Raw genomic sequence first — 24,637 nt, forward strand, 5'->3', positions numbered from 1 at the left:
GCTGCTGAGTATCCGTACTCAGGCGCCACGGGCCCCGCACGTCGCACCATCGATTGCATGCTGTGGTCCGACCCGGAGAACGGGCCCCCGAAGGATCTGCGCGACGTGCAGGCGATGTTGCGCCGTGCCGGGCTCGTGCTCGCGCTGGCGATGGTGCTGGCCATGCTCGTGCTGGGCCTGAGCTGATACGGAAGCTGATACGGAAAGCGGTCCGGCGCCGCTCTACGATGACGCCATGACTGCTCAGCGCCGCCTCGTGCTCGGATCCGCGTCCCCCGCCCGCCTCGGTCTGCTCCGCAACGCCGGGCTGGCCCCCGAGGTGATCGTCAGCGGCGTGGACGAGGACGCGCTCAGCGCGCCGACCCCCGCCGAGCTGGCTCTCGTACTGGCCCGGGCGAAGGCGTCCGCCGTGGCCGCCCGCGAAGAAGCCGCCGGGGCCCTGGTGATCGGCTGCGACTCGGTACTGGAGCTCGACGGCGAGGCGCTCGGCAAACCCGCCGACGCCGAGGAGGCCACCGCCCGCTGGAAGTCGATGCGCGGCCGGGCAGGGGTGCTGCAGACCGGCCACTGCGTGATCGACACGGTCACCGGCCGGCGGGCGGCGGCCACCGCGGCCACCACGGTCCGTTTCGGTGAGCCGACGGACGCCGAGGTCGCCGCCTATGTGGCGAGCGGGGAGCCGCTGCACGTAGCGGGCGCCTTCACCCTCGACGGCCGCTCGGCGCCGTTCGTCGACTCCATCGAGGGCGACCCCGGAAACGTCATCGGCCTCTCCCTGCCGCTGCTGCGCAGGCTGCTGAGCGAACTGGGCGTGTCCATCACCGATTTGTGGGTCTGAGACGTGTGGGTCTGAGACGTGTGGGTCTGAGACGTGTGGGTCTGAGATGTGTGGGTCTGAGAGCTGCCGTCCCGGCGGAAGCCGCCCCGCCGCCGCTCAGACCGCGGCCGGCGCGCCGTTCCCGCCGTCCGGCCGGGTGCCCTCGTTCGGCGGCGCGTCGGAGGTCGTGGGTCGCGGGCGGTCCCGGTCGTAGGCCACCAGGGTCCACACGATCAGAGCAAGCACCACCATCATGAAGACGAAGGCCGGCCAGCCGACCAGACCCACCGTCAGCGCGCCCAGCACACCGTGCACCACCGCGCAGGTGATCAGCAGGATCCTGCCGAAGCGGCCGGGGCCGCGGTCCGTGAGACCGGTGCGGCCCAGGAAGTAAGCGCAGAGCAGCAGGTAGAGGCCGAAGACGAGGCCGGCCCCCCAAGCGCCCTTGGCCATCGCGCCGGGGTCCATCCCGGCCATGGACATGTTCTGGTTGTCGGCGACCTTCCCGAGCACCAGATTCACGAAGGCCATGCCGAACGCCTCCAGGAAGAGGACGAGCGCAGCCACACAGGCCACCGATCTGCGCACCATGGCCCCACCCCCTGGATCCCTACCGCCTGTTACCGCACGTATGTGCGGCACCCCCGCAGGCTACTAACCGGTAAGCGTGGGGACAAGGCATCTGAGCGCACCGCAAAGAATCATTCGCCACGTCGTAGGGACCCGACAAAGAAACCTGAGTCGCGGATCGCTTGAGTGACAGAGACCTCGGCCACATTCCGGAGCTACTGTGGGTTCCGGGAACCCTCCCTACCGTGGTGCGACAAGGGACTTCGCACTTGAGCGAAGACCGGATCACGCCCTGTGTGGGGAAGCTCACCCATGGGAACAGGTCGAAACGCCGTGTCGACAGTCCCTAAACTCAGCATGTTTCAGCGAATCTTCGGCACGATGACCTGCCGAGTCACCCCACTCGGGCGTGAGTGGGGCAAACACAGCTAGGAGGGAGCCATCGTGCGCAAGGTGCTCATCGCCAACCGTGGCGAAATCGCTGTCCGCGTCGCACGGGCCTGCCGGGACGCCGGAATCACGAGCGTAGCCGTCTACGCCGATCCGGACCGGGACGCTCTGCACGTACGCGCGGCCGACGAGGCGTTCGCTCTGGGCGGTGACACCCCGGCCGCCAGTTACCTGGACATCGCCAAGGTGCTTCAGGCCGCGAAGGACGCGGACGCCGACGCCATCCACCCGGGATACGGATTCCTCTCGGAGAACGCCGAATTCGCCCAGGCCGTCCTGGACGCCGGGCTGACCTGGATCGGCCCGCCGCCGCAGGCCATCCGCGACCTCGGCGACAAGGTCGCCGCCCGGCACATCGCCCAGCGCGCCGGCGCGCCCCTGGTGGCCGGCACACCGGACCCGGTGGGCGGCTCGGACGAGGTCGTGGCCTTCGCCGAGGAGAACGGCCTGCCGATCGCCATCAAGGCGGCCTTCGGCGGTGGCGGGCGCGGCCTGAAGGTCGCCCGCACCCTCGAGGAGATCCCCGAGCTGTACGACTCAGCGGTCCGCGAGGCGGTCGCCGCCTTCGGGCGCGGCGAGTGCTTCGTGGAGCGCTACCTGGACAAGCCGCGGCACGTCGAGACCCAGTGCCTGGCCGACACGCACGGCAACGTCGTCGTCGTCTCCACGCGGGACTGCTCGCTGCAGCGCCGCCACCAGAAGCTGGTGGAGGAGGCCCCGGCCCCCTACCTGAGCGCGGCTCAGGTCACCGAGCTGTACACGGCGTCCAAGGCCATCCTCAAGGAGGCCGGGTACGTCGGCGCGGGCACCGTGGAGTTCCTGGTCGGCACGGACGGCACGATCTCCTTCCTCGAGGTCAACACCCGCCTGCAGGTCGAGCACCCGGTCACCGAAGAGGTCTCGGGCATCGACCTGGTCCGTGAGATGTTCCGGATCGCCGACGGCGAGGAGCTCGGTTACGGCGATCCGGTGCTGCGGGGTCACTCTTTCGAGTTCCGTATCAACGGCGAGGACCCCGGCCGCGGCTTCCTCCCCGCCCCCGGTACGGTCACCACCTTCGCCCCGCCGTCCGGCCCCGGCGTCCGCCTGGACGCGGGCGTCGAGTCCGGCAGCGTGATCGGCCCGGCCTGGGACTCCCTGCTCGCCAAACTGATCGTCACCGGCGCCACCCGCGAGCAGGCGCTGCAGCGCGCCGCCCGCGCCCTGGACGAGTTCCAGGTGGAGGGCATGGCCACCGCCATCCCCTTCCACCGTGCGGTCGTCGCCGACCCGGCGTTCGCCCCGCAGGACGGCACGCCCTTCACGGTGCACACCCGCTGGATCGAGACCGAGTTCGTCAACGAGATCCCGGCCTTCACCACCGTCCCGACGGACGCCGAGGACGACGAGTCGGGCCGCGAGACCATCGTGGTCGAGGTCGGCGGTAAGCGCCTCGAGGTGTCCCTGCCGTCGTCGCTGGGCATGTCGCTGGCCCGGACCGGGCTCGCGGCGGGCGCCAAGCCCAAGCGCCGGGCCGCCAAGAAAGCCGGCTCCGCCGCTTCCGGCGACTCCCTCTCCTCCCCGATGCAGGGCACCATCGTCAAGGTCGCCGTCGAGGAGGGCCAGGAGGTCAAGGAGGGCGACCTGGTCGTCGTCCTCGAAGCGATGAAGATGGAGCAGCCTCTCAACGCGCACCGCTCCGGCACCGTCAAGGGCCTCACCGCCGAGATCGGCGCCTCCGTCACCTCCGGCGCGCTGATCTGCGAGATCAAGGACTGAACACCTGACGGTACGGGGGTGGGCCCCGCCGGTATGTCCGGCGGGGCCCACCCCCGTACCGCTGTCGGGAGCGCCGCGGCTGTCAGCGGCGGCGCAGTTCGGCCACCCGGGCCCGCTCGCCTGCCTGCTGTTCGGCGAGTGACGTCGGGGCGGCCGATCGCAACTGCTGGGCGGCGCCGGGGATATGGGTGCGCCGCTGGCCGGGGAGCGGCATGTCGTGGCGGGTCTGACGCCCCGGGACGCCGTCGCCGCCGGCGGCGGAAGCGCCCGAACCGATGCCTGAACCCGCCACCGCGATCTGCACGCCCTGATCGGCCAGGGCCTGCAACTCCGTTGCGGCGCGGTCGTCCTGGGTGCCCGGCTCGTCGGTGACCAGCCGGGTGATCAGATCGGTGGGCACCGTCTGGAACATGGTGTCGGTGCCGAGCTTGGTGTGATCCGCGAGGACCACCACTTCGGCGGCGGCCTGCACCAGCGCCCGGTCGACGCTCGCGGAGAGCATGTTGGACGTGGAGAGGCCCCGCTCGGCCGTGAGGCCGCTCCCGGAGAGGAAGGCGCGGGAGACCCGCAGTCCGTGCAGGGACTGCTCAGCGCCGCTGCCCACCAGCGCGTAGTTGGACCCGCGCAGGGTCCCCCCGGTCATCACCACCTCGACCCGGTTGGCATGGGCCAGCGCCTGGGCGACCAGCAGCGAGTTGGTGACGACGGTCAGCCCGGGGACGCGGGCGAGCCGGCGGGCCAGTTCCTGGGTGGTCGTCCCGGCGCCGACCACAATGGCCTCGCCTTCTTCGACCAGTCCCGCGGCGAGATCGGCGATGGCCGTCTTCTCCGCGGTCGCGAGATGGGATTTCTGCGGAAAGCCGGACTCCCGCGTAAAACCGCCCGGCAGTACCGCACCGCCGTGCCGGCGGTCGAGGAGTCCTTCCGCCTCGAGCGCCCGCACGTCCCGCCGTACGGTCACTTCGGAGGTCTGGACGACACGGGCGAGCTCACGGAGCGACACGGCCCCATTGGCGCGCACCATTTCAAGGATCAGTTGGCGACGTTCAGCAGCGAACACGAAACTGACAGTAACCTGACCGGCCGATAGTTCTCAGCATTTTGCGCCGGATAACAGAAGTTGTTCACAGATTGGGTCAGCGGGTGGTATACGGGGCGTACTTGCCTACACCTTGTCCCGCCGACCCCAGCCGTCAGTCCTCGCCGGCCGTCTTCCGGGCGTGCAACTGCCGTGCCACCTCCGCGATCGAACCCGACAGGGACGGATACACGGTGAAGGTCTTCGCGATCTGTTCCACGGTCAGATTGTTGTCGACGGCGATCGAGATGGGGTGGATCAGTTCACTCGCGCGGGGTGCGACGACCACGCCGCCGACCACGATGCCAGTGCCCGGACGACAGAAGATCTTGACGAAACCGTCCCGGATGCCCTGCATCTTGGCGCGCGGATTGCGCAGCAGCGGCAGCTTCACCGCGCGGGCGACGATCTTGCCCGAATCGACGTCCGACTGGCTGTAGCCGACCGTGGCGATCTCCGGGTCGGTGAAGACGTTCGACGAAACCGTCTTGAGGTTCAGCGGCTGCACCGCGTCGCCGAGGAAGTGGTACATCGCGATCCGGCCCTGCATCGCGGCGACCGAGGCGAGCGCGAAGATCCCGGTGACGTCACCCGCCGCGTACACGCCGGGGGCGGTCGTACGGGAGACCTTGTCGGTCCAGATGTGCCCCGAGTCCTTGACCCGGACACCGGCCTCCTCCAGGCCCATGCCGGCCGTGTTGGGAATGGATCCGACCGCCATCAGGCAATGCGTGCCCGAGATGACCCGGCCGTCGTCCAGCGTCACCTCGACCCGGTCGCCCACCCTCTTGGCGCCGGCCGCCCGCGAGCGGGACATGACGTTCATACCGCGGCGCCGGAACACGTCCTCCAGCACCGCCGCCGCGTCCGGGTCCTCACCGGGCAGCACCCGGTCGCGGCTGGACACCAGGGTGACCCGCGAGCCCAGCGCCTGGTAGGCGCCGGCGAACTCGGCTCCGGTGACGCCGGAGCCGACCACGATGAGCTCCTCGGGGAGCTCCTCCAGGTCGTAGACCTGCGTCCAGTTCAGGATCCGTTCGCCGTCCGGCAGCGCGTCCGGGATCTCCCGCGGGTGACCGCCGGTCGCCAGGAGTACGGCGTCCGCGGTCAGCGTCTCCTGGCTGCCGTCGGCGGCCGTGACGATCACTTTGCGGGAACCGTCCATGGCCTGCTGTCCGTCGAGCCGGCCCCGGCCGCGCATGACCCTGGCCCCGGCCCGGGTCACCGACGCGGTGATGTCGTGGGACTGGGCGAGCGCGAGGCGCTTCACCCGGCGGTTCACCTTGCCGAGGTCGACGCCGACCACCCGGGCCGCCTGTTCCAGCGGCGGGGTGTCGTCGGCGACGATGATGCCCAACTCCTCGTACGAAGAGTCGAAGGTCGTCATCACCTCGGCCGTGGCGATCAGAGTCTTGGAGGGCACGCAGTCGGTGAGCACGGACGCCCCACCGAGACCGTCGCAGTCGACGACGGTCACCTCCGCGCCGAGCTGGGCGCCGACCAGGGCGGCCTCATATCCGCCGGGGCCGCCGCCGATGATCACGATCCGGGTCACGAAAAGTCCGCCTCGCGTTGTTTCCCCGGCCGCACTGCCGCCCCGGCCGGGGTCCGGGGGTCGCCCCCGGTGAATGCAGTACGTGCTTCATTGTCCCGCACTCGTCAGAATGCTTCACCCCCGGGGGGCTTCCCGGGCCTCCGCGCGGCTCTCCGCCGCGCGTGGCGGGCTCCGACAAATGTCACTGTCGTACCCTCGACACCATGTCGCTCTACGCCGCGTACGCCGGCAACCTCGACGCGCGGCTGATGTCCCGCCGCGCTCCGCACTCCCCGTTGCGCAGCACCGGCTGGCTCAACGGCTGGCGGCTGACCTTCGGCGGGGAGCAGATGGGCTGGGAAGGCGCGCTCGCCACCGTGGTGGAGGCCCCGCGTTCCCAGATCTTCGTCGCGCTGTACGACATCGCCCCGATGGACGAGGACTCGATGGACCGGTGGGAGGGTGTCGGCCTCGACATCTACCGCCGGATGCGGGTCAGGGTGGACACCCTGGAGGGCGAGGAGCCGGCCTGGATCTACGTACTGAACGGGTACGAGGGCGGCCTGCCGTCCGCTCGCTATCTGGGTGAACTGGCGGACGCGGCGGAGTCGGCGGGCGCGCCGCACGACTATGTGATGGAACTGCGCAAGCGACCCTGCTAGCTCCGGCCCGTCCCGCTTCGTTCGTCGGAAACGACAAGGCAACGATCCGGACTCCGTAGCCGAGACATCTACGCGCGTAGGGAACGAGCGGTTACCCTCATCGGCGTGAACGCTTCAGTTATCCCGGACCTCCAGGGCGACCCTCACGCCGCCGCCGCCGACGCCGCCACCCGCCTGCGGGAACTCACCGGCGCCGAGACCCATGACGTCGCCCTCGTGATGGGCTCCGGCTGGGCGCCGGCCGTCGATGCTCTCGGCGTGGCCGACGCCGACTTCGCCTTCACCGAGCTGCCCGGATTCCCGCCGCCCGCCGTCGAGGGCCACGGCGGCCGGATCCGTTCGTACCGCATCGGCGCGAAGCGCGCCCTGGTCTTCCTGGGCCGCACCCACTACTACGAGCAGCACGGCGTCGCCGCGGTCGCCCACGGCGTCCGTACCGCCGTGGCGGCCGGCTGCAAGACGGTCGTCCTCACGAACGGCTGCGGCGGCCTGCGGCCCGGGATGCGTCCCGGCCAGCCGGTCCTGATCAGCGACCACATCAACCTGACGGCGACCTCGCCGATCGTCGGCGCCAACTTCGTGGACCTCACCGATCTCTACTCGCCGCGCCTGCGCGCGCTGTGCAAGGAGATCGACGCGTCGCTGGAAGAGGGCGTGTACGTCCAGTTCCCCGGCCCGCACTACGAGACGCCCGCCGAGATCAACATGGTCCGGGTGCTGGGCGGCGACCTCGTCGGCATGTCCACGGTCCTCGAGGCGATCGCGGCCCGCGAGGCCGGGGCGGAGGTCCTCGGCATCTCCCTCGTCACCAACCTGGCGGCCGGCCTGAGCGGGGAACCGCTCAACCACGAGGAGGTCCTGCAGGCGGGCCGGGATTCCGCCGCACGGATGGGCGCGCTGCTCGAGCGGGTGCTCGAGCGGATCTGAAGCTTTCCGTGGGCAGCGCCCCCGTGCAACGAGACAGAAAGGCACAAACCGTGCAGCACCTCATCGCGCAGGCCAAGGCGTGGCACGCCGAGGACCCCGACCCCGAAACCCGCGAGGAGCTCGCGAAGCTCATCGCGGCCGAGGACACCGACGCGCTGACCGCACGTTTCAGCGGGACCCTCCAGTTCGGCACCGCCGGACTCCGGGGCGAGCTCGGCGCCGGCCCGCTGCGGATGAACCGGAGCGTCGTCATCCGCGCCGCCGCAGGACTCGCCGCCTACCTGAAGGCTCAGGGCCACACCGGCGGCCTCGTCGTCGTCGGCTACGACGCCCGCTACAAGTCCGCCGACTTCGCCCGGGACACCGCCGCCGTGATGACCGGCGCCGGCCTGCGCGCGGCGGTACTCCCCCGTCCCCTGCCCACCCCGGTCCTGGCCTTCGCCATCCGGCACCTGGGCGCGGTGGCCGGCGTGGAGGTCACCGCGAGCCACAACCCGCCGCGTGACAACGGCTACAAGGTCTACCTGGGTGACGGCGCCCAGATCGTGCCGCCCGCCGACGCCGAGATCGCCGCCGCCATCGACGCCGTACCGAGCCTGCACGACGTACCGCGCCCGGAGCGAGGCTGGGAGATCCTCGGGGACGACGTCCTCGCCGCGTACCTGGCCCGCACCGACGCCGTACTGACCCCGGATTCCCCGCGCACCGCCCGCGTCGTCTACACCGCCATGCACGGGGTCGGCAAGGAAACCCTGCTCGCCGCCTTCGCGAGAGCCGGATTCCCGGAGCCGGTGCTGGTGGCCGAGCAGGCCGAACCCGACCCCGCGTTCCCGACGGTCGCGTTCCCCAACCCGGAGGAACCCGGCGCGATGGACCTCTCCTTCGCGACCGCCCGCCGCGCCACCCCCGACATCGTCATCGCCAACGACCCGGACGCGGATCGCTGCGCGGTGGCCGTCCCGTACGACGGCGACTGGCGGATGCTCCGCGGCGACGAGGTCGGCGCGCTGCTCGCCGAGCATCTGGTCCGCCGGGGTGTCAGCGGCACCTTCGCCGAGTCCATCGTGTCGTCCTCGCTGCTCGGCCGGATCGCCGAGTCCGCCGGTCTGGGCTACGCGGAGACCCTGACCGGCTTCAAGTGGATCTCCCGGGCCGACGGCCTGCGGTACGGCTACGAGGAGGCCCTCGGCTACTGCGTCGACCCCGACGGTGTCCGTGACAAGGACGGCATCACGGCCGCCCTGCTCATCGCCGAACTGACCTCGGTGCTCAAGGCCGAGGGGCGTACGCTCCTCGACCTGCTCGACGAGCTCGCCGTCCGGCACGGCCTGCACGCCACCGACCAGCTCTCCGCCCGGGTCGACGACCTGTCCCTCATCACCGACGCGATGCGCCGCCTGCGCGCACAGCCGCCCACCGCGCTCGGCGGTCTGCCGGTCACCGCGGCGGAGGATCTCAGCAAGGGAACCGAGCAGCTGCCGCCCACCGACGGGCTGCGGTACCACCTGGACGGCGCCCGCGTGATCGTCCGTCCGAGCGGCACCGAGCCCAAGATCAAGTGCTACCTGGAGGTCGTGCTCCCGGTGGAGGACATCAGCGCCGTACCGGCGGTCCGCGCCCGGGCGGCCGCGCTGCTCGACTCGATCAAGGCCGATCTGTCCCGGGCGGCCGGCCTGTAGAAGCCGGTCGCGCGCGTCGAGCGCCCCTCCCGGCATCCTGGATCCACTCGGCGGGGTGGAAGCGCGGCGGACTCGACGCGGCCGGCATGCAAACGCCCAGCCGTCACGGTCTCCGCCGTCACGCTGGGCGGCCTGCTCAAGCACCTGGCCGTCGTGGAGGACGACACGTTCTGCCGGAAGTGGCTGGGCCAGGCGCTGGGGTCGCCGTGGGACGCCGCGGACCGGGACGCCGACCCGGACTGGGGAGTGGCACTCGGCCGCCGACAGCCCGGAGCAGCTCCTTACGCTCTGGCAGGACGCCGTGGCCCGTTCCCGCTCCGTGGTCGAGGAGGCACTGGCCAAGGGCGGCCCGGGCCAGTTGGGCCGCATCACCACGTCTGCCGGTGAGTCGCCCAGCCTCCGGCGTCTCCTGATCGACCTCATCGAGGAGTACGCGAGGCATGTCGGCCATGCCGATTCGATCCGCGAGTCGGTGGACGGTCTCGTCGGCGAGGACCCACTGGACTGAGCGTCGGTGACACCCGTCTCGCCGTGTCGGTGAAGACTGACCACCCCGCCTCGCGAAAGGAACCTCCGCCGTGGACTACCGCCTCGAACTGATCCCGCTTCCGGTCGCCGACGTCGACCGCGCCAAGGCCTTCTACGCCGATCGGCTCGGCTTCAAGGTCGACCTCGACTTCAGCCCGAACGAGGCGTTCCGCGTCGTCCAGCTGACGCCGCCGGGGTCGGCCTGCTCGATCGCCGTCGGCGTCGGCACCGTCAGCACTCCCCCGGGCTCGGTCCAGGGCCTGCACCTGGTCGTCGACGACATCCACGCCGCCCGGGACGAGCTGGTCGGGCGGGGAGTCGAGGTCGCCGAGGTGGTGGACATGAGCGCGCCGGGCAAGCCGACCGTCTCCTACGCGGCGTTCACCGACCCGGACGGCAACGGCTGGACGTTGCAGCAGCTCCCTGGCTGAGCCGCTACTGACCGCCGGGAGGTGTCGCCGGCCGTCCGGGGAGCCGGGGCCTTGCGTGCACGGCGCGAGCGTCAGGCAGAATCGGACGTATGAGCCCTGAGCAGTCCAAGCCACAGCCCAACGCGCCGGTGTACGCGGACCGTGTCTTCCGGTCCCTCGGCGGGCTCGCCGGTGGCGTCCTGCTGCTCGCGCTCGCGCTCTGGCTCGGCATCGACGCCCTCGTCAGCGGGACCGGTCAGACCCCCTGGCTGGCCCTCGCCGGTCTGGTGACCGTGGTTCCGCTGGTGAGTGCCTTCACGCTGCGCCCCGCGGTCTTCGCCAACGACGACCGGCTGCGGGTCCGCAACCCCTTCCGTACGATCACGCTCCCGTGGTCCTGCGTCGAGGACATCCGGGCGAGTTACTCCAGCGAGGTCTTCGCCGACGGCGGAAAGTACCAGCTGTGGGCCGTGCCGGTCTCGCTCCGACGCCGGAAGCGGGCGAACATGCAGCAGATGCGGGCCGCGGCGGGGCAGTCCCCGGGCGGGCGTCGCAACCGTGACCCCTTCGCCCAGGACACCGACCGGAGCCCGGGACCGGCCCCTTCCGACCAGACCATCGCCGACCTGCGCGCACTCGCCGAGCGTGGCTCCGAGCGGCCGACGGCGCAGGGCTCGCCGGAGATCCGCTGGGCGTACGAGGTCATCGCGACGCCGGTGGTGGGTGTGGTGCTGCTCGCCGTGCTGCTGGCGGTGCGCTGACCCGGGGCACCGCCTCGACCGTCACCGGCCCGGGCTCATCCGGTGACCGGCTCCTTCGGCGTCCCCCTGTACAAGTCGCTACGCGCGTAGATATGCTCACCTGGTGACCATGCCCACCACATCCCCCGCATTCGCTGACGTGACCACGTCCGACGGCGCGCTGCGCCGTTTCCTGCACGGGCTGCCCGGCGTGGACGCCGTCGGCCTGGAAGCGCGCGCCGCGTCCCTCGGTACCCGTTCGATCAAGACCACGGCGAAGGCGTACGCCATCGATCTGGCCATCTCGATGATCGACCTGACGACGCTCGAGGGCGCGGACACCCCGGGCAAGGTCCGGGCGCTCGCGGCCAAGGCCGTCCACCCCGACCCCACGGACCGTACGACCCCCACGACGGCGGCGGTCTGCGTGTATCCGGACATGGCGGCCGTCGCCAAGGAGGCACTGCACGGCGCCGATGTGAAGGTGGCGTCGGTCGCCACCTCGTTCCCGGCGGGCCGGGCCGCGCTGCCGGTGAAGCTCGCCGATGTGCGGGACGCGGTCGCCGCGGGAGCCGACGAGATCGACATGGTGATCGACCGCGGCGCATTCCTCTCCGGCCGGTATCTGTCCGTCTTCGAGGAGATCCAGGCCGTCAAGGCGGAGTGCGTGCGTCCGGACAGCACCGCGGCGCGGCTGAAGGTGATCTTCGAGACCGGCGAGCTGTCGACGTACGACAACATCCGCCGCGCGTCCTGGATCGGGATGATGGCCGGTGCCGACTTCATCAAGACCTCGACCGGCAAGGTCGCGGTCAACGCCACCCCGGCCAACACGCTGCTGATGCTGGAAGCGGTGCGCGACTTCCGCGAGCAGACCGGTGTCCAGGTCGGCGTGAAGCCGGCCGGCGGCATCCGCAGCTCCAAGGACGCGATCAAGTTCCTGGTGCTGGTCAATGAGACCGTCGGCGAGGACTGGCTGGACAACCACTGGTTCCGCTTCGGCGCCTCCAGCCTGCTGAACGACCTGCTGATGCAGCGGCAGAAGCTCAGCACCGGCCGCTACTCCGGCCCCGACTATGTGACGGTGGACTGATCACCATGGCATCCGTATTCGATTACGCCCCCGCGCCGGAGTCCCGCGCGGTCGTCGACATCGCCCCGTCCTACGGGCTGTTCATCGACGGCGAGTTCACCGAGGCGGCGGACGGCAGGGTCTTCAAGACCGTCAGCCCCGCCACCGAGGAGGTCCTCTCCGAGGTCGCACAGGTGGGGTCCGCCGACGTGGACCGCGCGGTGAAGGCGGCCCGCAAGGCCTTCGAGAAGTGGTCGGTGCTGCCCGGCGCCGAGCGCGCCAAGTACCTCTTCCGTATCGCCCGGATCGTCCAGGAGCGCTCGCGCGAACTGGCCGTCCTGGAGACCCTCGACAACGGCAAACCGATCAGGGAGACCCGCGACGCGGACCTGCCGCTGGTCTCCGCGCACTTCTTCTACTACGCGGGCTGGGCCGACAAGCTGGACCACGCCGGTTACGGGAGCGACCCGCGCCCCCTCGGGGTCGCCGGCCAGGTCATCCCGTGGAACTTCCCGCTGCTGATGCTGGCGTGGAAGATCGCCCCGGCGCTCGCCACCGGCAACACGGTCGTGCTCAAACCCGCCGAGACCACGCCGCTGTCGGCCCTGTTCTTCGCGGACATCTGCCGCCAGGCCGGCCTGCCCAAGGGTGTCGTCAACATCCTTCCCGGGTACGGCGACGCGGGCGCGGCGCTCGTCGAGCACCCGGACGTGAACAAGGTCGCGTTCACCGGCTCGACGGCGGTCGGCAGGGCGATCGCCCGCTCGGTGGCGGGGACCGACAAAAAGGTCACCCTGGAGCTCGGCGGCAAGGGGGCGAACATCGTCTTCGACGACGCCCCGATCGACCAGGCCGTCGAGGGCATCGTCACCGGCATCTTCTTCAACCAGGGCCAGGTGTGCTGCGCCGGATCCCGGCTGCTGGTGCAGGAGTCGATCCAGGACGAGCTGCTCGACTCGCTGAAGCGGCGGCTCACCACCCTCCGGCTGGGCGACCCGCTGGACAAGAACACCGACATCGGAGCCATCAACTCGGCCGAGCAGCTGGCCCGTATCACCGCACTCGCCGAAACCGGCGAGGCGGAGGGCGCCCAGCGCTGGTCCGCGCCCTGCGCACTGCCTTCGGCCGGCTACTGGTTCGCGCCGACGCTGTTCACCGGCGTCACCCAGGCGCACACCGTCGCCCGCGACGAGATCTTCGGCCCGGTGCTCTCCGTCCTGTCGTTCCGCACGCCGGACGAGGCGGTCGCCAAGGCCAACAACAGTCAGTACGGCCTCTCGGCGGGCATCTGGACGGAGAAGGGCTCGCGGATCCTGGCGGTCGCCAACAAGCTCCGTGCCGGCGTCGTCTGGGCCAACACGTTCAACAAGTTCGACCCGACCTCGCCCTTCGGCGGCTACAAGGAATCGGGCTTCGGCCGCGAAGGCGGCCGCCACGGCCTGGAGGCGTACCTCGATGTCTGATCCGAACCGACTGAGCGTCTTCAAGACCTACAAGCTGTACGTGGGCGGGAAGTTCCCGCGTTCCGAGAGCGGCCGGGTGTACGAGGTGTCTGACTCGAAGGGCAACTGGCTGGCCAACGCGCCGCAGTCCTCCCGCAAGGACGCCCGGGACGCGGTGGTCGCCGCGCGCAAGGCGTTCGGCGGCTGGTCGGGCGCCACCGCCTACAACCGCGGCCAGGTGCTCTACCGCATCGCCGAGATGCTGGAGGGCCGCCGGGACCAGTTCGTCCGGGAGGTCGCGGACGCCGAGGGCCTGTCGAAGTCCAGGGCGGCCGCCGTCGTGGACGCCGCGATCGACCGCTGGGTCTGGTACGCGGGCTGGACCGACAAGATCGCCCAGGTCGTCGGCGGCGCCAACCCGGTCGCCGGCCCGTTCTTCAATCTGTCGACGCCCGAGCCGACGGGTGTGGTCACCGTCCTGGCCCCGCAGGACTCCTCGTTCCTGGGCCTGATCTCGGTCGTCGCCCCGGTGATCGCCACCGGTAACACGGCCGTGGTGATCGCCTCCGAGAAGTCCCCGCTGCCCGCGCTCTCGCTCGGCGAGGTGCTGGCCACGTCCGATCTGCCGGGCGGGGTGGTCAACATCCTGTCGGGCCGGACAGCGGAGATCGCCGCACCGCTCGCCGCACACCAGGACGTCAACGCGATCGATCTCACCGGGGCGGACGCCGAACTGGCCCGCGACCTGGAAATCGCCGCGGCGGACAACCTGAAGCGGGTGCTGCGTCCCCAGCCGGTGGATCAGCCGGCGGATTTCACGGCCGACCCCGGCACACGGCGGCTGACCGCGTTCCTGGAGACCAAGACGGTCTGGCACCCGACGGGTGCGCTGGGGGTCTCCGGATCGTCGTACTGAGGCACCCACGAGAGCCGTGCCCTGTCTCCGTCCGGGGAGGGCACGGCTCTCGCATCGGAAAGGTCGCATCGGAAAGCTCGCATCGGAAAGACGGAGCTGCGACGGCACAGCCCGTGTCAGGATGCTCGGCATGTCTGGTCGCGCACTGCGCGCAAGCACGTACCGCGACTACCGAGCTGTACATCATCGAAGTCGACGTGATCCGCATCATGGTCACCCATCTCTGCCGGACACCCTGAAGGTCCGGCAGACTGAACGCGGCCCGGCACACCAGGGGTCGTGCCCTCCCCGTCCGGGGAAGGCACGGCTCCTGGCGCCGTGTACCGGCTCAGCCGCCGGCCAGCAGGTCCTTCAGGCTGGCGCCCTTGGTCACCGGGGAAGTGACCTGCGCGGTGGAGACCGGCTTGAAGTCCGCGATCTGGGTGCCCACCGCGTTGTCCAGCGGGTCGACGCCGGTGTTGGCCAGCGGGTCGAGCTGAAGCTGCGTCGCCGGCGCGGTCGAGTCGGTGACCGCCTCGGTCAGCTTCTGCACCGGCGACGATCCGAGGTCACCCAGCGCGGCGGTGGGAACGCCCGCCGCAGGTACGGGGGGCGCCGCGGCCTGGGCCGCCGCACCGCCCATCCCGAGCGCCGCGCCGGCCACCGAAACGGTGAGCCCGACGCGCAGCAGGGTGTTCCGCCGGGGCCTGGGGGAAGCATGTGTTGCCATGAGGTTCCTGACTCGCTGGATGATCGTTTGCGTAATCGTGCGAACGCACAGCGTAGTTGAGTGGCCCTGCTCACTCCAATAAGCGCACCCGGAAGCACCCTCCCGGGGGGATGCGCGGCCCGCTGAATGACGGAGAATGGACTCCCGTGAGTCCTTCCCAGTCGCTGCCGACCCGTGTCGTCCTGCTCGCGGGCCCTTCCGGTTCCGGAAAGTCGTCCCTCGCCGCGCGTTCGGGGCTTCCCGTGCTGCGCCTCGACGACTTCTACAAGGAGGCCGGTGACCCCACGTTGCCGCAGGTCCCGGAGAGCGCCGACATCGACTGGGACTCACCACGATCCTGGGACGCGGACGCCGCGGTCGCGGCGATCGAGGAGCTGTGCCGTACCGGCCGCACCGACGTACCGGTGTACTCCATCGCCACCAGCACCCGCGTGTCGGCCGAAACTCTGGACATCGGCCGGCCGCCGGTCTTCATAGCCGAGGGGATATTCGCGGCGGACATCGTGCGGCGCTGCGCGGAACTTGACCTGCTGGCGGACGCCCTGTGCCTGCGCGGCCGGCCGTCCACGACGTTCCGGCGGCGGCTGCTGCGCGATCTGCGCGAGGGGCGGAAGTCGGTACCGTTCCTGCTGCGACGGGGATGGCGGCTGATGCGCGCCGAGCGGGCGATCGTGGCCCGGCATTCGGCGCTGGGCGCCTACCCGTGCGCCAAGGAGGATGCGTTGACCCGCCTTGCCGCGGCCGCCGTGGCCGAACCCGGGATCCGCACCGGGCTCCGGTCATCCTGATCGGCGCGGGCGAGCGGAGCGCGGGCGACCACGGCGCGGGCGGAACCCGAAGCGCAGACGGAAGGGGCCGGACGGACCCCCCCGGTCCGTCCGGCCCCGACTCCCCCGTACCCCGTTACCCCCTCGGTACATCCGCCGTATCCCCCGAGACGGCGGCCCCCGTACCCCGATCCTCAGGCGACCAACTCGCCGAAGGACTCCTCCTCGTCACGGCCGAAGCTGAGCGCTTCGTCGTCCCGCATCCGGCGCAGGCAGCGCCAGATGGTCGACTTCACCGTGCCGACACTTATACCGAGAATGTCCGCGATCTCCGGGTCCGTGCGGCCCTCGTAGTAGCGCAGTACCAGCATGGTGCGCTGCGGTTCGGGCAGCCGGGCCAGGGCCTGCCAGAGCACCGCGCGCAGTTCGGTTCCACGCATCGCGTCCGTGTCGCCCGCCGTCTCCGGGAGCTGCTCGGTCGGATACTCGTTGATCTTGCGCCGGCGCCAGGCGCTGATGTGCAGATTGGTCATGGTGCGGCGCAGATAACCGCCGACCGCCGCCTTGTCGCTGATCCGGTCCCAGGCGCGGTAGGTGGAGAAGAGCGCGCTCTGCAGCAGATCCTCGGCCTCGAAGCGGTCACCGGTCAGGTGGTACGCGGTGGCGTACAGGGAGGCGCGGCGTTCCTGTACGTAGGCGGTGAACTCCGCCTCCGACAGGGACTGCCGCTCCCCCGTGTCCTCCCGGTACGCCGCCGCGGGCTCCGCCGGTGCCTGTTCCAGCGGTGCCCGTTCCAGCGGTGCGTCGACCACGGTCATGTACGCCGTGGACTGACGCCCGGTGCCGCGAGCACACCCCCGCCTGCTTACGGCACCGGACTTCTCGGCGTTGCGCGTCTGCACGACGTCGTGCAGACGCGTGATTACTGCGCTGGAGTTGGTGCTGTGCAGTGTGTTCATCTCGCGCCCCCCGTCGTGGAGTCGTGCTCGGCCTGTGATGAAGAGATTGCCCTGGCAGTTTCATGACGGTGTCTGCCGACTGTCACAGCCGCGTTACAAGGGGAGGTTGTGCTCGGCCGCGGGTCCGTGGGTTGCCACGGGGAAACGTGGTACGAGGGGAGATTGCAGGAGGGCGGAAGCGATCAGAGCGCTCCAGAGGTCGAACTCCGCTGCCCCCATAGGCCAGAATGGCCCCCGTGCCCTTCCTGTTGCTGATCGAGGACGACGACGCCATCCGTACGGCTCTTGAGCTGTCTCTGTCACGCCAGGGGCACCGTGTGGCCACGGCCGCCACCGGCGAGGACGGTCTGAAGCTGCTGCGCGAACAGCGGCCCGATCTGATCGTGCTGGATGTGATGCTGCCCGGGATCGACGGTTTCGAGGTCTGCCGGCGGATCAGACGCACCGACCAGCTGCCGATCATCCTGTTGACCGCGCGCAGCGATGACATCGATGTGGTGGTCGGCCTGGAGTCCGGCGCCGACGACTACGTGGTGAAGCCGGTCCAGGGCCGGGTGCTCGATGCCCGGATCCGTGCGGTGCTCCGCCGCGGGGAGCGCGAGTCCACCGACTCGGCGGCCTTCGGCAGTCTGGTCATCGACCGTTCCGCGATGACCGTGACCAAGGACGGTGAGGACCTTCAGCTCACGCCGACCGAACTGCGGCTGCTCCTCGAGCTGAGCCGCAGGCCCGGGCAGGCGCTGTCCCGCCAGCAACTGCTCCGGCTGGTGTGGGAGCACGACTATCTCGGCGACTCCCGGCTGGTGGACGCCTGCGTTCAGCGGCTGCGGGCGAAGGTCGAGGACGTGCCGTCCTCGCCGACCCTGATCCGTACGGTCCGTGGCGTCGGCTACCGGCTGGACACCCCTCAGTGAGTCGTACGTTCCTCCGCAGGCTGCGATGGACCAGTCTGCGGCTGCGGCTCGTCGTCGTCTTCGCGCTGGTGGCGCTCACCGCGGCGGTCTCGGCGTCGGGCATCGCTTACTGGCTCAACCGTGAGGCGGTGCTGACCCGCACGCAGGACTCCGCGCTGAAGGACTTCCGGCAGGAGATGCAGAACCGGGCCGCCTCGCTGCCGCTGCAGCCGTCGCAGAACGAACTGCAGACCGCCGCCGTGCAGATGGCGCACAGCAGCAACCCGGGATACAGCGTGCTGCTGGTCGGCGAACGGGCGAAGGGCAAACCGGTCGTCGGCTATTCGAACCTGGACGGTTTCACCCTGTCCGACGTGCCGAAACGGCTCCAGGACGCGGTGGGCAAGAAGCAGGACGTCGGCGATAGCAACGCGTACGCGTACCACTTGTTCTGGCAGCGGATCACCCTGCACGGCAAGCCGTATCTGGTCGGCGGCACCCGGATCATCGGCGGCGGACCCACCGGTTACATGCTCACCTCGCTCGCCCAGGAGCGGGAGGACCTCAACTCCCTCGCCTGGTCACTGGCGATCGCCACCGCACTGGCGCTGATCGGCTCCGCGCTGCTCGCCCAGGCGGCGGCCACCACCGTGCTCCGGCCCGTACAGCGGCTCGGGGACGCGGCCAGGCGGCTCGGCGAGGGCAAGCTCGACACCCGGCTCAGGGTCTCCGGCACCGACGAACTCGCCGATCTTTCCCGGACCTTCAACAGGACCGCCGAGGCGCTGGAGGAGAAGGTCAGCCACATGAGCGCGCGGGAGGAGGCGAGCCGCCGTTTCGTCGCCGACATGTCGCATGAGCTGCGGACCCCGCTGACCGCGATCACCGCCGTCTCGGAGGTCCTCGAGGAGGAGTCCGAGAACCTCGACCCGATGATCGCGCCCGCCGTGCAGCTGGTGGTCAGCGAGACCCGCAGGCTCAACACCCTGGTGGAGAACCTGATGGAGGTCACCCGCTTCGACGCGGGCACCGCCAGGCTGGTCCTCGACCATGTGGACATCGCCGACCAGATCACCGCCTGCATCGACGCCCGTGCCTGGCTCGACGCGGTGGAACTCGACGCCGACCGCGGCATCATGGTGCGCCTCGACCCGCGGCGTCTCGACGTGATCCTGGCGAATCTGATCGGCAACGCGCTGAAGCACGGCGGTTCCCCGGTGCGGGTGGCGGTGCGGATCGAGGGCGACGAGCTGGTCATCGAGGTGCAGGACCACGGCCCCGGCATCCCCGAGGAGGTGCTCCCGCACGTCTTCGACCGTTTCTACAAGGCGAGCGCTTCCCGGCCGCGTTCGGACGGCAGCGGCCTCGGTCTCTCCATCGCGATGGAGAACGCGCACATCCATGGCGGGGACATCACCGCGGCCAACGCGGCGGGCGGCGGTGCGGTGTTCACCCTGCGGCTGCCCCGCGACCCGGCGGACCCGGCCGACGACCAGGAAGGCGACCGCGCATGAGGGCGGGCAGAGCGGTGGCGGCGCTCATCGGGGTGGCGGCGCTCTTCGCCGCGGCGACCGGATGCGGGATCCGGGACACCTCGGTGCCGGTGGACGCGGGGGCCGCACCGTCCCGGGTGGCCTGTGACCTGCCCACGGAGAACGTCACCGCGCAGGCGCTCGAGGGCATCCCGGTCCGGGTCTATCTGGTCTGCGGGAGCCGCCTGGTCTCCGTGGACCGTACGGTGCAGATCGCCGAGGGCCGGACGCTCTCCGACGGTGTACGGGTCGCCGAGAAGCTCCTCGACGAACTGCGCGAACCGCCGACCGCCGCCGAGAAGAACGCCGGCTTCACCACCGACGTACGGGATCCGATCGCGGTGAGCGCCGGGCACAAGCGCGACCCGGCCGGAGCGCTGCGGCTGAGCGTCGCGCCGGAGGACCTGCCGGCCAACGCCCTCGCCCAGATCGTCTGCACCTACGCGGAGAGCGCGGCGGCGGAGACCGACGGCTCGGTGGTACTCGGCGGCCCCGGGCAGGACCCGCCGCGGGCCTACTTCTGCACCCAGGAGCTCAAGACCCGGCCGGGCTCCGGTCCGAACCTGGGCAACGTACGGCCCGGGGGCTGACGCACGGGCCGGTAGCCGACGCACGGGCCGGTGGCCGATGACAGGGACGTCACCGTGACAGAGTCGGCGGAACCGATCCTGATGGTGGCCGCGTCTTGGAAGGCGTGCGTCAAGGAATGGGCGGCCGCGCCGTCATCCGTGTCCGCGTCGCGGGGGTCGTCCTCCTCGCCGCGCATCTGCTGGTCGTCGGCTGGCTGACGCTGCGACCCCTTGACGTGATGTGGGTGACCGCATCGAATTTCACCCCGTTCGCCGGCCTCAGAGCGGACCTGGCCCTCGGCGCCCTGCAAGCCACCCGCCGCATCGGCGAGGGCCTGCTGCTGCTCGCGCCGCTGGGCGTGCTGCTGCCGCTCGCGGGCGCCCGGCTGTACGTCTCTCCGTGGGCCTCGCTGGCCCGTACGGTCGCGGCGGGCGCCCTGATCTCGCTGGCCATCGAGCTGCTGCAGACGGGTGTGCCCGGCCAGGTCGTCGATGTGGACTCGCTGCTGCTGAACACCGTCGGGGTGGCCCTGGCGCACGTCGCGGTGGTGCCCGCCGTACGGTCCCGGCTGCGCGGCAGCCAGGCGCCGCGTCCACGCCGCGCGCTCCCACCGCAGGAGGAGCCTGCTCAGGGGCCGACCCCGATGATTCCCAGGGTCGGGATCGCCCCGCGGAGCGACGCTCTGTACCAACGCTCCGCGTCATAGTGGAAGTACCGGGAGCGCGACGGAGCAGCTCCCAAAGCTTCGCGAAGGAGCCCCTCATGTCCGCACTTGTCCGCCCCCGTGACGGCCGTGTCCTCGGCGGAGTGTGCGCAGCGCTGGCACGGCGCTTCGGCACGTCCGCCACCACCATGCGGGTGATCTTCGTGGTCTCGTGCCTGCTGCCGGGGCCGCAGTTCCTGCTCTATCTGGCGCTGTGGATCCTGCTGCCGTCCGAGTCCCCGAGGCCGGCGTCGACCGCCTGGTAGCCCGGGCCCGCCGATGACCGCGGCGGGGCGCACACCCGTGGGGACGGGTGTGCGCCCCGCCGCGGTTCACTGCTGCGCCGGCCGGCGCCCCGGCGTCAGGCGCTGACGCCGGACAGCGCATCGCCCGGCAGTGAGTTGCCGGACAGCGAGCCGCTGGGCAGGCCGCCGAGGAGGCCGCCGGGGTTGACCCCGCCGTTGAGGGGCAGCCCCTTCGACAGGGTGGCGGCGAGGGCGTTCGGCAGGCTTGTGGTTTCGCTGCCGAGGGCGGTCCGACCGGCGTCCACCGACTTGGCGGCCCCGAGCGGCATCTGAGCGGGGCCGACCTGCATCGGGAGTGCCTCGGCGACGGAGTCCAGGGCTCCGGCCACGTTCGGCGTGGCCGCCGGAACGGTGGCCGCGGAGGCGGAACCGGCGGCGACTGCGGCGAAAGCGGCACCGACGACGGCGACACCGAGGGTCTTGGCAGCAGACTGCTTCATGAGGAAAACGTCCTTGTGACGGGGAATTTGAGCGGTTACGCAAGGTAGCCATCCGTCAGCACGTCCCGCAAACACCCGTAAGTGCCCGTAACCACCGGCGCCCGGCCGTTTTCCGTCGGCGCCAGTCAGCTCGTCGAACCCCTGGAACCACTGGTCACAGCGGTCTGACGGAACAGCCATTCCGCCTTGAGTTCGGCGTAACCCGGCTTGATGACGTCATTGATCATGGCCAGCCGTTCATCGAAAGGAATGAACGCCGACTTCATCGCATTGACGGTGAACCACTGCATGTCGTCGAGCGTGTAGTCGAACGCATCGATCAGGGACTCGAATTCGCGACTCATGGTGGTACCGGACATCAGCCGGTTGTCGGTGTTCACCGTCGCCCGGAAATGCAGCTTCCGCAGCAGCCCGATCGGGTGCTCGGCGTACGAGGCTGCGGCGCCGGTCTGCAGGTTCGACGTCGGGCAGAGCTCCAGCGGGATGCGCTTGTCGCGGACATAGGCGGCGAGCCGCCCGAGCTTCACCGTGCCGTCGTCGGCGACCTCTATGTCGTCGATGATGCGCACGCCGTGGCCGAGCCGGTCGGCGCCGCACCACTGGAGCGCCTGCCAGATCGACGGCAGGCCGAAGGCCTCGCCGGCGTGGATGGTGAAGTGGTTGTTCTCCCGCTTCAGGTACTCGAACGCGTCGAGGTGCCTGGTGGGCGGGTAGCCCGCCTCGGCGCCCGCGATGTCGAAGCCGACGACGCCCGAATCGCGGTAACGGTTCGCGAGCTCGGCGATCTCCAGGGCGCGGGCGGCGTGCCGCATGGCGGTGAGCAGCGCCCCGACCCGGATCCGCCTGCCGTTCTCGCGGGCGATCCGCTCGCCCTTGCGGAAGCCCTCGTTGACCGCCTCGACGACCTCTTCGAGGCTCAGCCCGCCGTCCAGGTGCTGCTCGGGCGCGTAGCGGATCTCGGCGTACACCACGCCGTCCTCGGCGAGGTCCTCGGCGCACTCGGCAGCGACCCGCACCAGGGCCTCGCGGGTCTGCATGACGGCGCAGGTGTGCGCGAACGTCTCCAGATAACGCTCCAGAGAACCGGAGTCCGCCGCTTCCCTGAACCAGATGCCGAGCTTGTCGGTCTCGGTCTCGGGAAGCGACTCGTACCCGACGGCGCGGGCGAGTTCGATGATGGTGCCGGGGCGCAGGCCGCCGTCGAGGTGGTCGTGCAGCAGCACCTTCGGTGCGCGGCTGATCTGGTCGGTGGTGGGCGATTGCCCGGTCTGGCTCGTCATCTGTGCACTTTAGCCCCTACGCGCGTAGAACAGTCCCCGCCGATATGTAACAGTGACCGTCTTGGAGGGTGGAGTACACCTCCGCTTCTGAGACTGTTCCGTTATGGCACTGCAAGCACCCGGCCTGCCGGAAGCCCGGCTGGGACCGGTAGTCGGGGCGGACGGCGCCCGGTCAGCGGTCGGTGGCGTGGTGCTGCTGCTCCCCGACGGCGCCCCGCTCTCCAAGCGCCGCCCGTCCCCTCTTCCGTACGCCTCCCTCCGCCCGCTGGCCCGACGGCTGGCCCGGGCGGGCCGCGACGACGGTCTGGCGGCCCATGTCGTCCGGTACCGCTTTCACGGCTGGAACGGCACCGACGCGCATCTCGCCGAGGACGCGAACCGGTGCGTGGACGAAGCCGTACGGCGTTACGGGGACGTGCCGGTCTGCCTGGCCGGGCGCGGCATGGGCGGCCGCGCGGCCCTGCACGCGGCGGGTCACCCGGCGGTCGCCTCGGTCCTGGCGATCGCTCCGTGGCTGCCGGAGGACGACCGGGCCCCGGCACCCGAGCCGGTGAAGCAGTTGGTGGGGCGGCAGGTGCTGATCGTGCACGGCACGACGGACCGGCGTGCGGACCCGGAGCTCTCCCTGCGCCTGGCCGAACGCGCCAAGAAGATCAACCGCACCACCTGCCGTTTCGAGGTGCACTCGGACGGCCACGCACTGCGCCAGCACCGGGCCGAGGTGATGGCGCTCGCGTCGGATTTCGTGTGCGGGACGCTGTTCTCCCGGCGGTTCTCGCGGCCGGTGGTCGATGCGCTCGCGGCTCCGCCGCCGCTGGGGCTGCGGATGCCGTTGGCAGCGGGATTCGGGCGGTCGCTCGAGCGGTAGCCGCAGACCTCGACGGAGCCTCAGGGACTGAAGGTGGGCAGCAGTCTTCCTCTTCGTGACAGCAGGAACTCCTTGAAGGCGGCGACCGGAGGCGTGTCCGGGTGGCCGTCCAGCCAGGCCACCCCGATCTCGCGCACGGCCCGCGGCGCGGTGACCGACAGTTCCACCACCCCGGGCCTGGGCACCGCCGGCGGGGGCAGCAGCGCCACCCCCAGGCCTGCGGCGACCAGGCCCCGCAGTGTCTCCGCCTCCTCGCCCTCGAAGGCGACCCGCGGGGTGAAGCCGGCCTCGGCGCACAGGTCGTCGGTGATACGCCGCAGGCCGTATCCGGGCTCCAGCGTGACGAAGGCCTCGTCGGCCGCCTCGACCAGACGGATCCGCTTGCGTCCGGCCAGCCGGTGCTCGTCCGGCACCACCAGCCGCAGCCGCTGCTCGTCGAGACGGCGGGCGACCAGATCCGGCGCTTCGGGGACCGGTGAGGTGAGGCAGAGGTCGAGTTCCCCCGCCCGCAGCCCCTTGAGCATCGCCTCGCCGTAGTTCTGCACCAGCTGGAAGCGCACCTTCGGATGGTCTGCCCGGAAGGCGCGGATCAGTGCGGGCACCGTCTCCGAGCCCATGGTGTGCAGAAAGCCGAAGGAGACCCGGCCCGCCGTGGGGTCCGCGTCCGCCCGTACCGAGTCCGCGGCCCGCTCCACCTCGGCGAGAGCCCGCTCGACGGTGGTGAGGAAAGTCCGGCCGGCCGGAGTCAGTGAGACGGTGCGGCCCTTGCGGGCGAACAATGCCACCCCCAGGTCCGCCTCGAGCCTGACCATGGCCCGCGAAAGGGTGGACTGGGGCACCGACAACTCGTGCGCGGCCCGGGTGACGTGCTCGTGGCGGGCCACCGCCTCGAAGGAGGCGAGGCGAGGCGCGAGCAGGAGGCGGATGTCTTCGTCGTGACTACCGGGTGACATCCGGGGCTGTGAGCTGTCGTCATGCACCATGGGAACGATTATGGCCAGTCCGTGCATTGGACGCATGAGAGCCGG

27 protein-coding genes are annotated in these 24,637 nt (G+C 70.6%); 19 read left to right on the forward strand and 8 right to left on the reverse strand.

The window, feature by feature from the left end; genetic code table 11:
- The first annotated feature begins 57 nt into the window (after nucleotides 1-57).
- Together AB0M87_RS10690 and AB0M87_RS10695 are read left to right on the forward strand one after the other, a co-directional pair.
- On the forward strand, nucleotides 58-186 hold the full coding sequence (locus tag AB0M87_RS10690) for a hypothetical protein (RefSeq protein ID WP_365851585.1): 129 nt from the start codon (nucleotides 58-60) through the stop codon (nucleotides 184-186).
- 49 nt (nucleotides 187-235) lie between these two features.
- Nucleotides 236-838, forward strand: a complete 603-nt coding sequence (locus AB0M87_RS10695) for a nucleoside triphosphate pyrophosphatase (RefSeq protein ID WP_365851586.1) — start codon at nucleotides 236-238, stop codon at nucleotides 836-838.
- Between the two features lie 96 nt (nucleotides 839-934).
- Here AB0M87_RS10695 and AB0M87_RS10700 read toward each other — a convergent pair whose 3' ends face one another.
- Complete coding sequence (locus AB0M87_RS10700) at nucleotides 935-1,408, reverse strand: hypothetical protein (RefSeq protein ID WP_365851587.1); 474 nt, start codon at nucleotides 1,406-1,408, stop codon at nucleotides 935-937.
- A gap of 423 nt (nucleotides 1,409-1,831) precedes the next feature.
- Here AB0M87_RS10700 and AB0M87_RS10705 point away from each other — a divergent pair, with 423 nt between their 5' ends.
- Nucleotides 1,832-3,595 carry a biotin carboxylase N-terminal domain-containing protein gene (locus AB0M87_RS10705; protein ID WP_365851589.1) on the forward strand — a complete coding sequence of 588 codons (1,764 nt, stop codon included), beginning with the start codon at nucleotides 1,832-1,834 and terminating at the stop codon, nucleotides 3,593-3,595.
- 82 nt (nucleotides 3,596-3,677) lie between these two features.
- Here AB0M87_RS10705 and AB0M87_RS10710 read toward each other — a convergent pair whose 3' ends face one another.
- Nucleotides 3,678-4,655: a DeoR/GlpR family DNA-binding transcription regulator gene (locus tag AB0M87_RS10710; protein WP_365851590.1), complete on the reverse strand. Its 978-nt coding sequence runs from the start codon at nucleotides 4,653-4,655 to the stop codon at nucleotides 3,678-3,680.
- Nucleotides 4,656-4,788: 133 nt separating this feature from the next.
- On the reverse strand, nucleotides 4,789-6,228 hold the full coding sequence (locus AB0M87_RS10715) for an NAD(P)H-quinone dehydrogenase (protein WP_365851592.1): 1,440 nt from the start codon (nucleotides 6,226-6,228) through the stop codon (nucleotides 4,789-4,791).
- Between the two features lie 203 nt (nucleotides 6,229-6,431).
- On the opposite strand from AB0M87_RS10715, the gene AB0M87_RS10720 reads away from it, so the two are divergent.
- From AB0M87_RS10720 to AB0M87_RS10760, 9 genes are all read left to right on the forward strand, one after another.
- Nucleotides 6,432-6,869, forward strand: a complete 438-nt coding sequence (locus tag AB0M87_RS10720) for a gamma-glutamylcyclotransferase (protein ID WP_365851593.1) — start codon at nucleotides 6,432-6,434, stop codon at nucleotides 6,867-6,869.
- 105 nt (nucleotides 6,870-6,974) lie between these two features.
- The gene (locus AB0M87_RS10725; RefSeq protein ID WP_365851594.1) at nucleotides 6,975-7,796 is read left to right on the forward strand and encodes a purine-nucleoside phosphorylase; all 822 of its coding nucleotides are present in this window, start codon (nucleotides 6,975-6,977) and stop codon (nucleotides 7,794-7,796) included.
- 50 nt (nucleotides 7,797-7,846) lie between these two features.
- The gene (locus tag AB0M87_RS10730; protein WP_365851595.1) at nucleotides 7,847-9,475 is read left to right on the forward strand and encodes a phospho-sugar mutase; all 1,629 of its coding nucleotides are present in this window, start codon (nucleotides 7,847-7,849) and stop codon (nucleotides 9,473-9,475) included.
- 55 nt (nucleotides 9,476-9,530) lie between these two features.
- Nucleotides 9,531-9,983 (forward strand): DUF664 domain-containing protein, encoded by a 453-nt coding sequence (locus AB0M87_RS10735; protein WP_365851596.1) that lies wholly within the window; start codon nucleotides 9,531-9,533, stop codon nucleotides 9,981-9,983.
- Nucleotides 9,984-10,053: 70 nt separating this feature from the next.
- Entirely contained in the window at nucleotides 10,054-10,434 is a 381-nt protein-coding gene (locus AB0M87_RS10740; RefSeq protein ID WP_365851597.1) for a VOC family protein, read from the forward strand.
- 89 nt (nucleotides 10,435-10,523) lie between these two features.
- Nucleotides 10,524-11,174: a PH domain-containing protein gene (locus AB0M87_RS10745; protein WP_365851598.1), complete on the forward strand. Its 651-nt coding sequence runs from the start codon at nucleotides 10,524-10,526 to the stop codon at nucleotides 11,172-11,174.
- 109 nt (nucleotides 11,175-11,283) lie between these two features.
- Nucleotides 11,284-12,246, forward strand: a complete 963-nt coding sequence (gene deoC / locus AB0M87_RS10750) for a deoxyribose-phosphate aldolase (protein ID WP_365851947.1) — start codon at nucleotides 11,284-11,286, stop codon at nucleotides 12,244-12,246.
- Nucleotides 12,247-12,251: 5 nt separating this feature from the next.
- Complete coding sequence (locus AB0M87_RS10755; protein WP_365851599.1) at nucleotides 12,252-13,688, forward strand: aldehyde dehydrogenase family protein; 1,437 nt, start codon at nucleotides 12,252-12,254, stop codon at nucleotides 13,686-13,688.
- Nucleotides 13,681-14,583 (forward strand): aldehyde dehydrogenase family protein, encoded by a 903-nt coding sequence (locus tag AB0M87_RS10760; protein ID WP_365851600.1) that lies wholly within the window; start codon nucleotides 13,681-13,683, stop codon nucleotides 14,581-14,583. The genes AB0M87_RS10755 and AB0M87_RS10760 overlap by 8 nt, the downstream gene beginning before the upstream one ends.
- A 328-nt stretch (nucleotides 14,584-14,911) precedes the next feature.
- Here the strand turns inward: AB0M87_RS10760 and AB0M87_RS10765 are convergent, their stop codons facing one another.
- On the reverse strand, nucleotides 14,912-15,292 hold the full coding sequence (locus AB0M87_RS10765; RefSeq protein ID WP_365851601.1) for a hypothetical protein: 381 nt from the start codon (nucleotides 15,290-15,292) through the stop codon (nucleotides 14,912-14,914).
- Nucleotides 15,293-15,402: 110 nt separating this feature from the next.
- Here AB0M87_RS10765 and AB0M87_RS10770 point away from each other — a divergent pair, with 110 nt between their 5' ends.
- Complete coding sequence (locus tag AB0M87_RS10770; RefSeq protein ID WP_365851602.1) at nucleotides 15,403-16,080, forward strand: ATP-binding protein; 678 nt, start codon at nucleotides 15,403-15,405, stop codon at nucleotides 16,078-16,080.
- 173 nt (nucleotides 16,081-16,253) lie between these two features.
- Here the strand turns inward: AB0M87_RS10770 and AB0M87_RS10775 are convergent, their stop codons facing one another.
- Nucleotides 16,254-17,018: a SigE family RNA polymerase sigma factor gene (locus AB0M87_RS10775; RefSeq protein ID WP_365851603.1), complete on the reverse strand. Its 765-nt coding sequence runs from the start codon at nucleotides 17,016-17,018 to the stop codon at nucleotides 16,254-16,256.
- Between the two features lie 236 nt (nucleotides 17,019-17,254).
- Between AB0M87_RS10775 and afsQ1 the strand changes: the two genes are divergently transcribed.
- The 5 genes from afsQ1 to AB0M87_RS10800 all read left to right on the forward strand — a co-directional run bounded on the left by afsQ1 (nucleotide 17,255) and on the right by AB0M87_RS10800 (nucleotide 20,982).
- Complete coding sequence (gene afsQ1 / locus AB0M87_RS10780; RefSeq protein WP_365851604.1) at nucleotides 17,255-17,932, forward strand: two-component system response regulator AfsQ1; 678 nt, start codon at nucleotides 17,255-17,257, stop codon at nucleotides 17,930-17,932.
- A complete protein-coding gene (locus AB0M87_RS10785) occupies nucleotides 17,929-19,425 on the forward strand; it encodes an ATP-binding protein (RefSeq protein ID WP_365851605.1) in 1,497 nt (498 codons plus the stop codon). Before afsQ1 ends, AB0M87_RS10785 begins: the two co-directional genes overlap by 4 nt.
- The gene (locus AB0M87_RS10790; protein ID WP_365851606.1) at nucleotides 19,422-20,033 is read left to right on the forward strand and encodes a hypothetical protein; all 612 of its coding nucleotides are present in this window, start codon (nucleotides 19,422-19,424) and stop codon (nucleotides 20,031-20,033) included. The genes AB0M87_RS10785 and AB0M87_RS10790 overlap by 4 nt, the downstream gene beginning before the upstream one ends.
- Before the next feature lie 116 nt (nucleotides 20,034-20,149).
- A complete protein-coding gene (locus AB0M87_RS10795; protein ID WP_365851607.1) occupies nucleotides 20,150-20,719 on the forward strand; it encodes a VanZ family protein in 570 nt (189 codons plus the stop codon).
- A 56-nt stretch (nucleotides 20,720-20,775) separates the two neighbouring features.
- Nucleotides 20,776-20,982 (forward strand): PspC domain-containing protein, encoded by a 207-nt coding sequence (locus tag AB0M87_RS10800; RefSeq protein WP_365851608.1) that lies wholly within the window; start codon nucleotides 20,776-20,778, stop codon nucleotides 20,980-20,982.
- A 95-nt stretch (nucleotides 20,983-21,077) separates the two neighbouring features.
- On the opposite strand, the gene AB0M87_RS10805 is transcribed toward AB0M87_RS10800, so the two are convergent.
- Nucleotides 21,078-21,461 (reverse strand): hypothetical protein, encoded by a 384-nt coding sequence (locus tag AB0M87_RS10805; RefSeq protein ID WP_365851609.1) that lies wholly within the window; start codon nucleotides 21,459-21,461, stop codon nucleotides 21,078-21,080.
- Nucleotides 21,462-21,586: 125 nt separating this feature from the next.
- Nucleotides 21,587-22,741, reverse strand: coding sequence for an adenosine deaminase (locus AB0M87_RS10810; protein WP_365851610.1), 1,155 nt, complete (start codon nucleotides 22,739-22,741; stop codon nucleotides 21,587-21,589).
- Nucleotides 22,742-22,844: 103 nt separating this feature from the next.
- Here AB0M87_RS10810 and AB0M87_RS10815 point away from each other — a divergent pair, with 103 nt between their 5' ends.
- A complete protein-coding gene (locus AB0M87_RS10815; RefSeq protein ID WP_365851611.1) occupies nucleotides 22,845-23,609 on the forward strand; it encodes an alpha/beta hydrolase in 765 nt (254 codons plus the stop codon).
- Nucleotides 23,610-23,629: 20 nt separating this feature from the next.
- On the opposite strand, the gene AB0M87_RS10820 is transcribed toward AB0M87_RS10815, so the two are convergent.
- The gene (locus tag AB0M87_RS10820) at nucleotides 23,630-24,592 is read right to left on the reverse strand and encodes a LysR family transcriptional regulator (RefSeq protein WP_365851612.1); all 963 of its coding nucleotides are present in this window, start codon (nucleotides 24,590-24,592) and stop codon (nucleotides 23,630-23,632) included.
- Between the last annotated feature and the right edge of the window lie 45 nt (nucleotides 24,593-24,637).

It is taken from the genome of Streptomyces sp. NPDC051320, from assembly GCF_040682175.1.
Classification (GTDB): domain Bacteria; phylum Actinomycetota; class Actinomycetes; order Streptomycetales; family Streptomycetaceae; genus Streptomyces.

What these genes read in the sequence shown, in the direction of transcription:
- AB0M87_RS10765 (WP_365851601.1), bottom strand. Translation starts at nt 15,292, where the DNA reads ATGGCAACACATGCTTCCCCCAGGCCCCGGCGGAACACCCTGCTGCGC.
- AB0M87_RS10720 (WP_365851593.1), top strand. Translation starts at nt 6,432, where the DNA reads ATGTCGCTCTACGCCGCGTACGCCGGCAACCTCGACGCGCGGCTGATG.
- AB0M87_RS10700 (WP_365851587.1), bottom strand. Translation starts at nt 1,408, where the DNA reads ATGGTGCGCAGATCGGTGGCCTGTGTGGCTGCGCTCGTCCTCTTCCTG.
- AB0M87_RS10695 (WP_365851586.1), top strand. Translation starts at nt 236, where the DNA reads ATGACTGCTCAGCGCCGCCTCGTGCTCGGATCCGCGTCCCCCGCCCGC.
- AB0M87_RS10795 (WP_365851607.1), top strand. Translation starts at nt 20,150, where the DNA reads ATGGGCGGCCGCGCCGTCATCCGTGTCCGCGTCGCGGGGGTCGTCCTC.
- AB0M87_RS10805 (WP_365851609.1), bottom strand. Translation starts at nt 21,461, where the DNA reads ATGAAGCAGTCTGCTGCCAAGACCCTCGGTGTCGCCGTCGTCGGTGCC.
- AB0M87_RS10820 (WP_365851612.1), bottom strand. Translation starts at nt 24,592, where the DNA reads ATGGTGCATGACGACAGCTCACAGCCCCGGATGTCACCCGGTAGTCAC.
- AB0M87_RS10800 (WP_365851608.1), top strand. Translation starts at nt 20,776, where the DNA reads ATGTCCGCACTTGTCCGCCCCCGTGACGGCCGTGTCCTCGGCGGAGTG.
- AB0M87_RS10760 (WP_365851600.1), top strand. Translation starts at nt 13,681, where the DNA reads ATGTCTGATCCGAACCGACTGAGCGTCTTCAAGACCTACAAGCTGTAC.
- AB0M87_RS10810 (WP_365851610.1), bottom strand. Translation starts at nt 22,741, where the DNA reads ATGACGAGCCAGACCGGGCAATCGCCCACCACCGACCAGATCAGCCGC.
- AB0M87_RS10815 (WP_365851611.1), top strand. Translation starts at nt 22,845, where the DNA reads ATGGCACTGCAAGCACCCGGCCTGCCGGAAGCCCGGCTGGGACCGGTA.
- deoC (WP_365851947.1), top strand. Translation starts at nt 11,284, where the DNA reads ATGCCCACCACATCCCCCGCATTCGCTGACGTGACCACGTCCGACGGC.
- AB0M87_RS10790 (WP_365851606.1), top strand. Translation starts at nt 19,422, where the DNA reads ATGAGGGCGGGCAGAGCGGTGGCGGCGCTCATCGGGGTGGCGGCGCTC.
- AB0M87_RS10755 (WP_365851599.1), top strand. Translation starts at nt 12,252, where the DNA reads ATGGCATCCGTATTCGATTACGCCCCCGCGCCGGAGTCCCGCGCGGTC.
- AB0M87_RS10690 (WP_365851585.1), top strand. Translation starts at nt 58, where the DNA reads ATGCTGTGGTCCGACCCGGAGAACGGGCCCCCGAAGGATCTGCGCGAC.
- AB0M87_RS10775 (WP_365851603.1), bottom strand. Translation starts at nt 17,018, where the DNA reads ATGAACACACTGCACAGCACCAACTCCAGCGCAGTAATCACGCGTCTG.
- AB0M87_RS10770 (WP_365851602.1), top strand. Translation starts at nt 15,403, where the DNA reads ATGCGCGGCCCGCTGAATGACGGAGAATGGACTCCCGTGAGTCCTTCC.
- AB0M87_RS10745 (WP_365851598.1), top strand. Translation starts at nt 10,524, where the DNA reads ATGAGCCCTGAGCAGTCCAAGCCACAGCCCAACGCGCCGGTGTACGCG.